Origin of the sequence: Paenibacillus sp. DMB5, assembly GCF_001517085.1 — a bacterium.
In the GTDB taxonomy this organism is placed as follows: domain Bacteria; phylum Bacillota; class Bacilli; order Paenibacillales; family Paenibacillaceae; genus Paenibacillus_AQ.
Map to the genome: position 1 here is coordinate 106,325 of NZ_LRAC01000100.1, position 13,881 is coordinate 120,205.

General features: G+C 52.8%; 10 protein-coding genes, 1 pseudogene and 1 riboswitch. All 11 genes and pseudogenes read left to right on the forward strand.

Going from position 1 to position 13,881, the window contains the following annotated elements:
- The first annotated feature begins 686 nt into the window (after nt 1–686).
- Nucleotides 687–777, forward strand: a riboswitch (cyclic di-GMP riboswitch).
- Nucleotides 778–866: 89 nt separating this feature from the next.
- The 11 genes and pseudogenes from AWJ19_RS11210 to AWJ19_RS11260 all read left to right on the forward strand — a co-directional run bounded on the left by AWJ19_RS11210 (nt 867) and on the right by AWJ19_RS11260 (nt 13,658).
- A complete protein-coding gene (locus AWJ19_RS11210; protein ID WP_068723740.1) occupies nt 867–2,402 on the forward strand; it encodes a choice-of-anchor A family protein in 1,536 nt (511 codons plus the stop codon).
- A 390-nt stretch (nt 2,403–2,792) separates the two neighbouring features.
- Complete coding sequence (locus AWJ19_RS11215) at nt 2,793–3,557, forward strand: alpha/beta hydrolase (RefSeq protein WP_241781693.1); 765 nt, start codon at nt 2,793–2,795, stop codon at nt 3,555–3,557.
- A 503-nt stretch (nt 3,558–4,060) separates the two neighbouring features.
- Nucleotides 4,061–5,593, forward strand: coding sequence for an HD-GYP domain-containing protein (locus AWJ19_RS11220; protein WP_068723741.1), 1,533 nt, complete (start codon nt 4,061–4,063; stop codon nt 5,591–5,593).
- A 209-nt stretch (nt 5,594–5,802) separates the two neighbouring features.
- Nucleotides 5,803–6,186, forward strand: a complete 384-nt coding sequence (locus AWJ19_RS11225) for a NusG domain II-containing protein (protein WP_068723743.1) — start codon at nt 5,803–5,805, stop codon at nt 6,184–6,186.
- Entirely contained in the window at nt 6,170–6,733 is a 564-nt protein-coding gene (locus AWJ19_RS11230; RefSeq protein ID WP_068723745.1) for a Gx transporter family protein, read from the forward strand. The genes AWJ19_RS11225 and AWJ19_RS11230 overlap by 17 nt, the downstream gene beginning before the upstream one ends.
- A 19-nt stretch (nt 6,734–6,752) precedes the next feature.
- Nucleotides 6,753–7,610 (forward strand): ATP-binding cassette domain-containing protein, encoded by an 858-nt coding sequence (locus tag AWJ19_RS11235; protein ID WP_068723746.1) that lies wholly within the window; start codon nt 6,753–6,755, stop codon nt 7,608–7,610.
- Nucleotides 7,586–8,464: an energy-coupling factor transporter ATPase gene (locus tag AWJ19_RS11240; protein ID WP_068723748.1), complete on the forward strand. Its 879-nt coding sequence runs from the start codon at nt 7,586–7,588 to the stop codon at nt 8,462–8,464. The genes AWJ19_RS11235 and AWJ19_RS11240 overlap by 25 nt, the downstream gene beginning before the upstream one ends.
- On the forward strand, nt 8,457–9,248 hold the full coding sequence (locus AWJ19_RS11245; protein ID WP_068723750.1) for an energy-coupling factor transporter transmembrane component T: 792 nt from the start codon (nt 8,457–8,459) through the stop codon (nt 9,246–9,248). The genes AWJ19_RS11240 and AWJ19_RS11245 overlap by 8 nt, the downstream gene beginning before the upstream one ends.
- Nucleotides 9,249–9,267: 19 nt before the next feature.
- Nucleotides 9,268–11,192: pseudogene (locus AWJ19_RS11250) on the forward strand (U32 family peptidase).
- Nucleotides 11,193–11,420: 228 nt separating this feature from the next.
- A complete protein-coding gene (locus AWJ19_RS11255; protein WP_068723752.1) occupies nt 11,421–12,731 on the forward strand; it encodes an aspartate aminotransferase family protein in 1,311 nt (436 codons plus the stop codon).
- Between the two features lie 42 nt (nt 12,732–12,773).
- Entirely contained in the window at nt 12,774–13,658 is an 885-nt protein-coding gene (locus tag AWJ19_RS11260) for a UbiA-like polyprenyltransferase (RefSeq protein WP_128083572.1), read from the forward strand.
- Nucleotides 13,659–13,881: the final 223 nt, after the last annotated feature.

The window sequence follows — 13,881 nt, forward strand, 5'->3', positions numbered from 1 at the left end:
TGAATATACCAGACACCCCCCAGTGTTATATGGTACCCTGCAGGTCTTGCCAACTCCCATGGCAAGGCCTTTTTGTTTGCTGCATAATATTTTTAAATTCCGGTAATAATGTGATATTTTTCACAATAAAATATTTAGAATTGTTTTATATTGAATTTGAAATACTAAAGATAAGAATAATGCAGTTTAAAAAGGAGAATGATGATGAATCACGAAGGAAGTCTCCGCCGCGGTCTGGTGTTCGGCCTGTTTTTAAGTATTCCGCTCTGGATGTCAATGATCGGCTGGCTGCAGCTGTTATAATATTAAACCCGTGCCAAGAACGAAGACTGTCTGCGGAGTGATCCGCGGGGAGTCTTTTTTCCTTGAACCGGGAATATAATAATTTCAATAATTAGTAGTTCAAAACTGCTAGAAGGAAAATATTTTAAATACAATAATTTTAAGTGAATGAATACGGGTATTCCTGAGTATAAGAGAGAATTAGTTGGAGAATAGATAGAATTATAGGGCTCTTCTGCATATAATCCGCCGTACAGGCTCTTTTATTAAATAATCCCAATGTTATTGGCAAAATATTATAAGGAATAGATTGACAATACAGAGGATCAGGGAATACACTGAGTTTAGTTCTAAAGTAACAAATGTCATAGACTATTGTCTCTATTACCAATTACATACCTTCTCATGTATAATCGCAAACCGCGCGAAAGTGCGGGACGCAAAGTCAGGAGTCTACAGCCTTTGAGAGAGGGCTACGATCGTCCGGCCGCCATGGAGCTTGTCTTCCTGGCGGCTTTTTTATTTTTCAGGTGAAGGTGCTGCTATAACCAAGGTTTATATCGCATCTTGCGGGGGGATTATTAATGAAACGTAAATCTGTATTGAAATTATCTTTTGCACTGGCTATGTCTGCAGTCCTGCTGGTCGGCGGCTGGCTGGCTTCGGCCGGTCAGGGTGAAGTGAGAGCCGACAGCACCCCCCTTCCGGGCGTTGCGGGTAAATATAACGTGTTTGTCCTTGGTGATCTCAAAGGCTACCATAGTGATTCTGAAGGCAGAATGGCTGCAGGCGGCAATATTACCCTTACACAGGGCGGATATTCGGTAGGCCACAGCCTGAGTGCAGCAGAAATCTCAGAAATGGACTCGCTGGTGGCCGGCGGCAATCTGAGCTATGAGATGGGGGAAGTTAACGGTAACGCCGTGTACGGCGGCACTTATACAGGTTCAGGTAAACCGCGGGGCGGGACAGGAACCCTGCGGAAAGAAACGAACGTTATTAACTTTGTCTCGGAGTTTGCCTTGCTCCGCGCTAAATCCCAGGAGCTTGCAGCTTTGACGGTGAACGGGAAGACTGAGGATAACTATGGAAATATTAAATTGACCGGTACTGATCCTGTGCTGAATGTGTTCTCGGTTTCAGGAAGCACGCTGACTGCCGCCAATGAGCTGCGGATTACTGCACCGGAGGGATCTACCGCTATCGTTAATATTGACGGGACTTCGGTCACGTTCAAGAACGGAAACGGGCTGACTGGCGTAAGCCAGAATAAAGTGCTCTATAACTTCCCGCAGGCAACGGCTCTGCGGCTGGAGAGTATCGGTGTAATGGGAACCGTGCTGGCACCAAATGCAGCGATTACCTTTAATAACGGGCAAATCAACGGCAGTATGATCGGTGCTTCCCTGGAAGGAAGCGGGGAATTCCACCATAAGCCATATACCGGCCGTGACAACGGAACCCCGGTAACACCGACAGCAACGCCAACGCCGGTTCCGACAAGCACAGCGACACCGGAGCCGACAACAGCACCAACATCGACACCGACGGCAGCACCGACAAGCACGCCGACGCCGGTACCGACAACTGCGGCTACGCCGACACCGACCTCAGGTACTCCGGCTACTGAACCGCCGGCAGCAACACCGACTTCAGACACCTCTACAGCAGCACCAACAAGCGGTGTAACGCCTGCTCCAACAGTACCGGCAACGGCCCTGCCGACGAGTGTAGTCGCTATTCCGGGCGGAACGCCGTTAACCCCGGCCGGTCCGACGGTCATTGGAACGATAGTGACAGATGACGAGCTGGCCATCGACGATAATCCTGTTCCGCTTGGTCCAGGCGCAAGCGCAACGGCAGCCGCAGCTGGAGTGACAGTACCGCAGGCAACACCGGTGCCAAGTCCGACAGCCGGGCCGGGACCGGATGATGAAATTATTCTTGATGATGAAATTCCGCTGGGTGGTGTCACAGATCCCGGCACTACAGCAGCGGCAGCCGCTACATTGCCGCAGACCGGGGAATCGAGCCCTGCTCCGTATTACATTACAGGTCTGACGCTGGCCGCTTTGGGGCTGCTGCTAAGCAGAACCAGAACCGGCAAACGCAAAAGCTAGAAACAGTAAAGCCTGGCGGATGAACTAGGAGTTCCGCCAGGAAGGCTTAAAGGCTGCTGCCGGAAGGGGTATAGCTCCGGGCAGCCTTTTTTATGCTGCTTTTCGCAAATGCCTGTATGGCATGCTATACTTTGCAGACATTAGCAGCCATAGGATATTAGAGCATGGGCCGGGCGGCTAACAAGCAGATGCTTATTGTAAGGAGGCAATACAGATGTGGATGATCATCATAGCAGCAATCATTATCATTGCAGCCGCCGCGCTGCTGTATGCCGGCTTTTTTTTCTACGGGGTGGCAATCCACCGTGCACCTAAGGAGTTTTTGGCCACCAGTCCGGATCTGAAGCTCGATCCGCCTGTTGCCGGGGCCTCCTGGGGTGAGGGAGCCGAGTGGGTTGCCGCCAGCATTTCCGGGAGGTCCAGCTGGTTTCAGATGACGGCCTGCAGCTTAAGGGTTATTTTCTTCCTTCTGAACGGGCAGAAGGCCGTACGGCCATCATCGCCCATGGTTATTCCGGAAAGGGAAAGGACATGGGGGCAGTTGCCAAAATGTATTACGAGCGTCTGGGCTATAATGTACTGCTGCCGGATGCGAGGGGGCACGGTCAAAGCGAAGGCCATTATATCGGATTCGGCTGGCCGGAACGCCGGGATATGGTGAAATGGATTACTTATATCCTGGAAGAGACCGGACCAGAGGCCCGGATTGTGCTGCATGGGGTATCCATGGGCGGGGCGACGGTGCTGATGACTTCGGGAGAAGAGCTTCCGGTGCAGGTCAAGGCCATCGTGGAAGACTGCGGTTACAGCTCGGTGAAGGCGCAGCTGTCCTATCAGCTCCGGCGGATGTACCGCCTCCCGGGCTTTCCGTTCGTGCAGTGTGCCAGCCTGGTTACCCGAATCAAAGCAGGCTACTTCTTCGGGGATGCCTCCGCGCTCAGGCAGGTGCGTAAGGCCAAGGTGCCGATTCTGTTCATTCATGGAGATGCGGACAGATTCGTACCCTTTTACATGATGGAGGAGCTGTACCAGGCCTGCAGTGCGCCGAAAGAAAAGCTGATCGTGCACGGGGCGGGACATGGTCTGGCTTACGATACGGATAAGACGGGGTATATCGCCAGGGTAAGCGGCTTTGTGCAGCGGTATGTACATTGATTCCGGAAAAATCCCCTGAAAAGTAGACGTGCCCGGTATCCGCTTGGCGCGGTTACCGGGCACTAATATGTTCCACACATGGCCTGCTTCCTGCAACGTATAAGCAGCTAAACCATGTCTTATAGGTATATTCATCCCCCGCCGTCAGTGAGCGTAACGGGTGTCAAAAGTTCCTTGTTATTTCCAGCAGCCGTATGGCGAGAATAATCCTTCCAAAACGACAAGAGCCCTACCTCTCTCTTGTCCTTGCGGCTCCGTGGCCGCGCCAGTGTGAATCGGAATACTATGTTCGAATTTAATCTCATAAAAAGGAAGAGTCATGCAAGAAAACGTAAGATTTTGTGTCCGGATTGCCGATATTAAAAAGAAGTAAAACAATCGGCCTGACATCTTCTTGAAGGGGATACATATACACCTAAACAAATATTCCTATATTATATCACGAAATATATACAATTGCAAACATAAGTAGTAGCTGGGTAAGACCGGGGATGGGAGAGCTAATGAATATATACGGGGCATTTTTAAAAAAGCAGATTAGCAATTATTTATTCGGCTCCGTCGTTGCGGTTATGGCGGTAGGCAGCCTGATCCTGCTTACTTCTCTGGAGATCAGCATTGTGGAATACGGCAGGCTGCTGATTGTACTGCTGCTCTCATTTATTATAATGGCAGTTACGGAAATCAGTGTATTCTTAAGGCAGATCAAGCCGATCCGGACAGCCCTGCTCGACCCGGAGCCTGCACTGGATGTGCTGGAGGCGGCCTATCTGCACACCCACCAGCTGCCCAGACATGCGGTTATGCGCATTCTCGGCCCGCATCTTCTGGGGTTATCGCTGCCGGCGGCCCTGATGACCTTCTGGATGATTCACACCGGTCTGCTTACTATACCCTATGTTTACCTGGTAATGGCCGTTGTCGGAGCCGTACTTGTGGCCAGCATGCATGCATTGATTGAATTTTATCTGACCTGTTCAGCTATCATCCCGCTGATCAAGGAGTTCAGAAACCGGGCAATGGAGCTGCACAATGTTGATTTTTCGCTGGAGGGTCATGTCTTTGTGCCCATCCGCCCGAAATTCCTGATCAGCTGTATGCTGATAGGCACGTTCCCGCTGTTTCTTTTTATTATGGCGACCCATATACGCATGAACAATACCGGAACCGGCCTGCTGGTCGGAGTCCAGAATTACTGGGTCTGGGCAGGAATGGTGCTGCTGATCGGCACCCTGTTCTCCTCAGTGGCAGCCCTCCTCCTGACCAACAGTGTGCAGCATCCGATTAACGAGCTGTATAAGGCCATGAACAATATCAAAGACGGACGCCTCCTGCAGGTGCAGGATGAATATTCCGATGAATTCTCCAAGCTGGTCGCCGGATTTAATATGATGGTGCGCGGACTGCAGGACCGTGAGCAGCAGAGCCGGCAGCTGCTGGACAGCTATTTTACGACGCTCGCCGTTGCTCTGGATGCCCGGGACTCTTATACTGCAGGCCACTCGCTGAGGGTGGCGGAATACTCGGTTATTATCGGACAACTGGCCGGTCTGACCGGTCAAAGCCTGGACGATCTGCGCAAGTCGGCGCTGCTGCATGACATCGGCAAAATTGGCGTACCCGATAACGTCCTGTTCAAGGAAGGCAATCTGACGGACGAGGAGTTCGATCAAATTAAGAGCCATCCGGTGCTCGGGGAAAATATACTGCGCCAGATTGAGCCGGTGGAGAAAATGGCTCCGTACCTGGGCGGCGTGCGCTCACACCATGAGCGTTACGACGGGAAGGGATATCCCGACGGTCTGGGCGGTATGGACATTCCGCTGCACGGCAGGATTATTGCAGTGGCGGATGCCTATGATGCGATGACCTCGGACCGGCCTTACCGCAAGGGCATGGACCATGAGCAGGCGCTGGCTATTCTGGAGAAGGGGCGGGGCAGCCAGTGGGATCCGCAGTTCGCCGGATTATTCCTGGCCTACTTCGGCAAAAATATACACAAGGACGAACGGGAATATCCGGGGTGTACAGGATAGCAAGCACAGCGCCTGTGTTCCCGGACCCATGCTTTTCAGGAGAAAGCGGATACCATCCAGATTATGGGGGTGTCCGCTTCTGCTTGCGTGCCTATTTTGTGAAACAGCTCTGTAAAACCGACAATTAACGACTACATTCATTGAAGGATTAAGGGCAGACCGTTATAATTATGAAGTCTGGTTTTTAATTAAAAAATAAGGAGAATTCTATGAAACGCGCAGATGTGCTGCTTATTTCCATCGTGCTGATTGCTGCGCTTGCCTTTCTCGTGCCAAGATGGCTGGGCGATGATAAAGGCGGGCCGGGCAAGAATCTCGTGGCCAATATAACAGTGGACGGCAAGCTGTTTAAAACTGTGCAGCTTACAAAGGAAGAACAGAGTATCGAAATCCGCACAGAACGGGGCTATAACCTTTTAAAAGTGCATGACTACGGAATTGAAATGTATGAAGCGGATTGCCCCGATCAGGTATGTCTCGGCTTCGGCCGGATTACCCAGCCCAAACAGACCATCGTCTGTCTGCCGCACCGGGTGCTGGTAGAGATTGCAGGGACTTCGGGAGGAGATGAAATCGATGGCTATGTCCAGTAAAGAATCGGCAACCGCGCTGAAAAGAACGGTCATTATTGCGATATTTGCAGCCGTTGCAGTAGTGCTTAGTATAGTGGAAGCCCAGATTCCGCTCGCCGGAATGGGACTGATGCCCGGCGCCAAGCTGGGCTTTGCCAACATCATGATTCTGACTTGTATTTACTTTTTACGCGGGCGCGACGCTTTTGTACTGGTAATCCTGAAGACCCTGCTTACTGCATTCCTGCTCGGTACGTTCTCAAGCCTGCTCTTCAGCCTGTTCGGCTCCCTGCTCAGCTTTGTGGTCATGTTCCTGCTTGTCCGCTTCACCGGCAAAAGACTGAGTGTAATCGGAATCAGCATCGCCGGCGGACTTGCCCATAATACAGGACAGCTGCTTGCTGCCTCCATGGTATTTAATTCTGCAAGTATTCTGTACTACCTGCCAATCCTGCTGATTACCGGGATTGTAACCGGAATTCTGGTCGGCTTTGCAGTGCGTTATCTGGTGGCTTCACTGTCAAAGATTTCGCTGTTTGAAGAGTTTTTGGACGGACGGAGCCACTAGCTGCGGAAGGATGACGAACATGAAGGAAACTAACATTGACAATGAAGCGGGAGAGGCAGTCATCTCTCTAGAAGGGGTGGCCTTCGGTTATGATCCGGAGCATCCTATTCTGCATGATATTACGCTGTCGGTTCCCCGGGGGCAGTGGGTAAGCATTGTCGGCCCGAACGGCTGCGGCAAATCAACGCTCGTTAAGCTACTGAATGCCCTGCTTCCCAAAAGCGCAGGGGAAATTGTAGTCTGCGGGCAGCCCCTGGAGGAAGAAACCATCGGATCAATCCGCGGAAGCATCGGTATGGTTTTTCAGAATCCCGACAATCAGTTTATCGGGGCTACCGTAGAGGAGGATATCCTGTTCGGTCTGGAAGGACTGTGTTTATCCTATGAAGAGATGGACGAACGCCTGAAGCTGTATACAGAGAAGCTGGGAATCAGCCATCTGCTGTCCAAACATCCGGGTGAGCTGTCCGGCGGCCAGAAGCAGCGGGTGGCAATTGCCTCCATTCTAGCCATGAAGCCAGGCATCGTCATCTTTGACGAGGCCTCTTCCATGTTGGACGAGGGCAGCCGCAATGAACTGCTGGTTATTCTGCAGGGGATGCGGGACGAAGGCTATACCATTCTGATGATTACGCATGATGCTGATGAGATTCTGGCATCCGACCGGGTGCTCGCCCTTCACGGGGGCAGCCTGGCGGCAGATCTCACACCGGAGGAGCTGTTCCGGGATCAGGGGCTGCTTGCCAAATGTCATCTGCGTGAGCCTTATCCCTGGCAGCTTGCCCGTGAATTACAGCGCTTAGGCATCAGGACGGATGTTCCCGCCAGTGAAAAGGAGCTTATAGATACGTTATGGCCATACAACTACAGCAAGTAAGCTATACCTACGCTGACCGGAGCCTGTGGAGGCAGACGGCGCTGCATGATATTAATCTCAGTATTGCCAAAGGATCCATGGTCGGAATCGCCGGGGCAACCGGCTCCGGCAAGTCTACGCTGCTGCAGCTGTTCAACGGGATTCTGAAGCCTTCCCAGGGGACGGTTCAGGTGCTGGATGTGACGATACAGGCGGGTGAAAAAGCGCCTAGGCTGCTGCCGCTGCGCCGCAGGGTCGGACTGGTTTTTCAGTTCCCGGAGCAGCAGATGTTTGAAGAGACGGTCGAGAAGGATCTGATCTTCGGGCCGCTTAATTTCGGAATGAGCCCGGAGGAGGCCAAAGCACGGGCCCGTCAGGCTATGACCGATATGGGACTGGACCTTGCGCTGCTGGAACGCAACCCGTTCCGTTTAAGCGGAGGACAGATGCGCAAGGCGGCCATTGCTTCCGTACTGGCGATGGATCCGGAGATTATTGTTCTGGATGAACCGACAGCGACACTGGACCCGCTTAGCCGGGCTGAGCTGATCGGACTGCTGGAGCGGCTCTGCCGCGAGCAGGGCCGGACCATTATTATAGTAACCCACCGGATGGACGAGCTGCTGCCGTACGCAGATCATTGGGCGCTGCTCAAGGAAGGCGGACTTATGTTTCAGGGGAGCGGCCTCGCGCTTGCGCAAGACCCGGATATTCTGGAGCGCTGCGGTCTGAGTGTTCCGCAATCGCTCCGGTATTGGCATGCGGTTGCCCGGCGTTTCGGACTGGAGGGCGAGCAGCCCTGCCTGACTGCAGAAAGCCTGGCTGAGCGGATCGCTTCTCTGCAGGCTGAAGGAATGAGGGATAGCCATGAATGAACGTCTGCTGCTGGGACGCAGCATAGAGACCGGCTCCTGGGTACATAAGCTGGATGCCCGGTCCAAAATAACCGGAATGCTGCTGTACCTCGCCATTATTCTGCTTTCGCATTCCTGGGCAGCCATGGGTCTGCTGGCGGTATTCTCAGTGGCTGTGATGCTGTCAACGCGCATCCCGCTCAAATATTACATTAAATCGGCTAAGCCGTTGCGTTTTTTGATGCTGTTTATTTTTATTGTACAGATGCTCTCGGTAAAAGAAGGCGAAGCCTGGCTGACCTTAGGCTCCTTTTCGCTGTATGAGGGCGGTCTGCAGCTGGGTGCTTTTTCTGTAATCCGGATGCTGTTCCTGGTCACCTTCACTTCCCTGCTTACGTTTACGACGACTCCGGGCAAGCTGAATCAGGGGCTGGAGGGTATTCTCTCGCCATTCAAGAAGCTTGGGCTGAAGCCTGACCGGCTGACGATGATGATCGGGCTTGCGCTGCGCTTCATTCCGACGATTCTTGATGAATCGCAGATTATCCTGAAGGCACAGGCCTCCCGGGGGGCGGATCTGAAGGAGCTGCCGCTGAAGGAAAAGGGCCGGATGCTGGTATCGCTGCTTGTACCTGTAATCACAAGCGCCTTCCGCCGGGCACAGGATCTGGTCTATTCCATGGAGGCCAGAGGCTTCCGCATGGATGCGTCCCGCACCCGGTATCACCGCCTGAGGTGGGGCTCAGCTGATACTCTGTTCGTCGTAATGTTCATCATCATGGGAGTTGCAGTAGCAGTACTGTAATATTTAGGAGGAAACAAGCATGGCACGTTATTTTAATGGCAGGGAAATTGAACTATTGGCACCGGCGGGAACCTTTGAAATCTTCGAGGAAGTCGTTCAATCGGCTTGTGATGCGGTTTATTTTGGCGACCGGTCCTGAATATGCGGATGATGCGTAAAGGCTACAACCTGTCGCATGAGGAGATTGCCCAGGCGCTGGTCATGGCCCACAATCTTGGTAAAAAAGTCTATGTTACCGTCAACAATCTGTTCAGTGAAGAGGATGTGGAGGAAGCCAGAGAGTATCTGCGGTTCCTGGACGAGGTTCAGCCGGATGCGCTGATTGTACAGGATATGGCGGTGCTGGAGCTGATCCGCGAGATGGGGCTGACTGTACCAATTCATGCTTCTGTCATGATGAATGTCCATAATCTTGAAATGATCTATGCGCTGCGCGATCTCGGAGTAAGCCGGGTAGTCACTTCACGTGAGATGGATCTGCAGACAGCGAAGCTGCTGGGGCAGAGAAGCGGCATGGAGCTGGAGTATTTCATTCACGGTGATATGTGCTCGGTGCACGGGGCCAACTGCTATTTCAGCTCCCAGGTGTTCGGAATGAGCAGCAACCGGGGCAAATGCATGAAGCCTTGCCGCTGGGATTACCGGATCAAGAAGGATGGCTACGTCTTCCCTGCTGAATATCCGCTGGCAGTCAAAGATATGTTCATGTACGAGCATCTTCCGGAGCTGATTGAATCGGGCATAACCTCCTTCAAAATTGAAGGCCGGATGCGCGATAAGGACTTTATGGTCATGCTGGCGAACAGCTATGGCGAGGCGATTGACCGCTATATTGATGATCCGGTCGGCTTTAACCGTACGGTGGATTCCAAAATGCTGTACAACAACCGCAAACGTGACTTTTCTACAGCGTACGCTTTTGGCAAGCCTGGATTATCGAATATTAACCGCCGTTATGAAGGAACAGGGAAATTCTACAGTACGGGAAAAGTGTTCAGCACCCCTACTGCAGAGCGTGAGCTTTCGGAGAGCCGGGTAATCCAGCTGCGTGAACGGATGGCAGAAGGCAAAAAAGCGCAGGTGAACACGCCTGAACTGGCAGTGCGCGTTAACAATATGGAACAGGCGAAGCTGGCGCTGGAGCTTGGTGTAGAGCATTTGTATCTGCCGGGCGACGTGTTTGAACCGGATCTGCCGCTGACCAAACAGGATATTAAAGAGCTGGGCACGCTAAAAGGTGAGACAAAGCTGTATCTGGGCATGCCGCGGATGATGACGGAGCTGCATTTTGACCAGTTCAGCCAGCTGCTGGGCGGAGAACGCCTGCCGGTAGACGGTTTGCTGGTTACGAATCTGGGAGCGATCCGCCGCTTTAAGGATATGGGTTATCCGATGATCGGGGATGTGAATCTTAATGTGTACAATCATCTGGCTGCTGAGCTGTATACCGGACTGGGCCTGCAAAAGCTGACCGTTTCACCGGAGATGACGTTAGAGCATTTTGCCGCCTTTACCTCCCGCTGTAATCTGCCACTTGAAGTTGTCGTACACGGCACGCCGGCGCTGATGTATATGGAGCATGATCTGTTCGAGAACACTGAAGTTATGGAGCCGATCGGTGAGGAAGACAACCTGTTTGTCAGCAACAACGTCCTGGTGCTCAAAACGGATAAAGGTGAAAATCCGGTCTACCGCGATCAATACGGCCGCTGCCACCTGCTGTTCTCCAAAGAGCTGTGCTATCTACCGATGCTGGATGAGATGAAGGGACTAGGAATCTCCACCTTCCGGATTGAAGGGGCTACCTACAGCATCGCCGATCTGCGCACAATCATTACAGCTTATCAGGCTGCGATTGGCGGTAAGGGGAAAAAGGAGGATCTGCTGGGCGGACTGAAGCCGGTGTATGCCGGATATACGTTGGGCTCGCTGCAGTTTAATTAATATTTCAAATTTAAAATCATAGGGTATCCTGTTTATTTTGCGAGAGTATAGACTTGTAAGTGGTATTTTTCACAAAGAGAGCGATTTGGAAGATTAGCAATCTTTTATCCATAATCCAGCTGCAGAAGATATAATAGTTGGTAAAGCAAGTACAACCGGTTTCGCCGTCCTGTTCAGGACGGGTTCCGGTTCTGCGCAGAATTCATCAAGTGAAAGCGAGGCTTCTTCATGGAACAGACATCATTTATCGGCAGAGAGGCTGTAGCCGCCAAACGCAGGCAGTATTTCTATCCCTGTACCGCACACTTTTACCGTGATGCCCCGCAAATTGTACGCGGAAGCATGCAGTATGTCTATGATGAGAACGGTAAGGAGTATACGGATTTCTTTGCAGGGGTTTCCGTGGTGGCCTGCGGCCACTGCAATCCGGCGATTACAGACCGGACCATTGCCCAGCTTCAGCAGCTTCAGCATACATCGACGGTGTATCTGACCCAGCCGAATGTAGATTTGGCAGAGCGGCTTGCGGCGGTGCTTCCGGATGGCCTGCGGCGCAGCTTTTTCGTGAACACCGGCTCTGAAGCGAATGAAGGCGCGCTGCTGCTGGCCAGAATGCACACCGGCCGCAAAGGGTTTATCGCCCTCGAGAGCGGTTTGCACGGGCGCACCAATCTGACGATGAGCGTGACCGGCCTGCAGATGTGGCGGACGGATAACTATCTGGACGAGGATGTCACCTTCATTGAGCGGCCGTATCATCCTGATCTGACTCTTGAAGAGGCAGCGGCCCTGTCCATTAAGAGCTTGAAGCGGGTACTGGAAGAAAAGGGCGATACTATCGCCGCCATGATCGTTGAGCCGATTCAGGGCAACGGGGGCATGATTATGCCTGCTCCAACGTATTTCCGCGAGGTCAAAGCGCTGCTGGAGCAATACGGCGTGCTGCTGATCGACGATGAGATCCAGACCGGCTACGGCCGTACCGGCGCAATGTTCGCAATTGAGCATTTTGGAGTGGTTCCGGATATTATCAGTATGGCAAAAGCGCTCGGGAACGGCGTGCCGGTGGCAGCCTTCGCCACTACAGATGAAATTGCTGCCTCCCTGAACCGTCCGTCGGCCTCCACCTTCGGAGGTAATCCGGTCTCGGCTGCTACGGCGCTGGCTGTGCTTGATTATATTGAGGGTGAGCAGCTGCCGGCACGTGCGGCAGAGCTGGGCGGCCGCCTGAAAGCCGGACTGGAGCAGCTGCAGGAGAGCTATCCGGCGCTGATCACGGACGTGCGGGGCATCGGCTTCATGCTGGGAGCAGAGCTGGCCGGCAATGCTGCAGTGAGTGCTGCAGAACTGACTGATAATGTGCTGGAAGACATGAAGGACCGCGGTTATCTGATCGGCAAAAACGGCGTAGGCCGCAATGTCCTTGCCTTCCAGCCTCCGCTGGTTGTTACTGTAGAAAATGTAGATGGTTTGCTCAAAGCACTCGGTGAAGTGCTGCTGCAGGCCTCGCACCGTTTGTCTGCCGCTGTGCAGGCTTAAGCGGGCAGCAGGCACAGGAATCAAAGGTAAAGGACGAATTCAATGGTTATTATGAATGCTTTTAAGACGACAGCCCTTAAGCTGAAGATGTTCAGCGAGCTGGTTATGTTCTCGCATACGCTTTTCTCTCTGCCGTTTGCCGTCATCTCGATGGTCTGGGCCGCCGGTGGATGGCCTTCCGGGCATATGATGGTGTGGGGTCTGATCGCCCTGATCGGGGCGCGCAATGGCGCCAACGCCTTCAACCGGCTGGTTGACCGCACCTTTGACAAGCAGAACCCGCGGACCGCGCACCGGCATCTGCCGCAGCAGTTGCTGGCGGAGAAGGAAGTTATCCTGTTTATTATTATCAACTACGCCGTGTTTATCGTTGCCTCCGGCATGCTGAATCTGCTCTGCCTGATTCTGTCACCTGTGGCGATTGTCCTGATCTCCAGTTACTCTTATACTAAACGGTTCACGTTCCTTAGCCATCTGTATCTGGGCTTTGTCATTGCCTCGGCGCCGATCGGTGCATGGTTCGCTGTAACCGGGGACATTGCCTTCACACCGTTTGTAATCGGCACGGTCGTTATGCTATGGATTGCCGGCTTTGACATCATCTACGGCACTCAGGATATCGAATTTGACCGGCGGCACGGCCTCTGGTCGATTCCGAGCTTCTTTGGGCTGAAGAATGCGCTGCTCATCTCGAAGGGCCTGCATTTCATCATGGTGCTGCTGCTGCTCTTCCTGTATGTGTGGCGCGATCTGGGCTGGATGTATCTGGTCGGCATCGGCATCGCAACCCTGCTTCTGATGACGGAGCATCAGATCATCAAGCCGTCGAACCGGAAGCTGATGAAGGTGGCTTCTTATAATTTGAACCAGGTGATCAGTATGGTGATAGTACTGTGCACGCTGATTGATTATTTTTATGTTAGCTAGAGGGGCGCTCAGCAGGGGAGGCTCTGCTGCGAGGAATGTTTGGACTTCCGGCCGCTGTTATGTTTGGATTTCCTCATTTAACCCGCTGTCCGCGGTAGAAATCCAAACATAGCTTATGCTTCCGATGCGAGCTTTCCTTTGGAAAGCTTTCAGGCGGACGCTCCGCTCCTCCAGTTCCAAAATTCCTCTCCGCTCGCTCTTTGCCTCGCTTGGCTAACAACAA

Coding starts and splice junctions, on each gene's coding strand:
- AWJ19_RS11220 (WP_068723741.1), top strand. CDS start 4,061: ATGAATATATACGGGGCATTTTTAAAAAAGCAGATTAGCAATTATTTA.
- AWJ19_RS11240 (WP_068723748.1), top strand. CDS start 7,586: ATGGCCATACAACTACAGCAAGTAAGCTATACCTACGCTGACCGGAGC.
- AWJ19_RS11230 (WP_068723745.1), top strand. CDS start 6,170: ATGGCTATGTCCAGTAAAGAATCGGCAACCGCGCTGAAAAGAACGGTC.
- AWJ19_RS11210 (WP_068723740.1), top strand. CDS start 867: ATGAAACGTAAATCTGTATTGAAATTATCTTTTGCACTGGCTATGTCT.
- AWJ19_RS11245 (WP_068723750.1), top strand. CDS start 8,457: ATGAATGAACGTCTGCTGCTGGGACGCAGCATAGAGACCGGCTCCTGG.
- AWJ19_RS11255 (WP_068723752.1), top strand. CDS start 11,421: ATGGAACAGACATCATTTATCGGCAGAGAGGCTGTAGCCGCCAAACGC.
- AWJ19_RS11235 (WP_068723746.1), top strand. CDS start 6,753: ATGAAGGAAACTAACATTGACAATGAAGCGGGAGAGGCAGTCATCTCT.
- AWJ19_RS11260 (WP_128083572.1), top strand. CDS start 12,774: ATGGTTATTATGAATGCTTTTAAGACGACAGCCCTTAAGCTGAAGATG.
- AWJ19_RS11225 (WP_068723743.1), top strand. CDS start 5,803: ATGAAACGCGCAGATGTGCTGCTTATTTCCATCGTGCTGATTGCTGCG.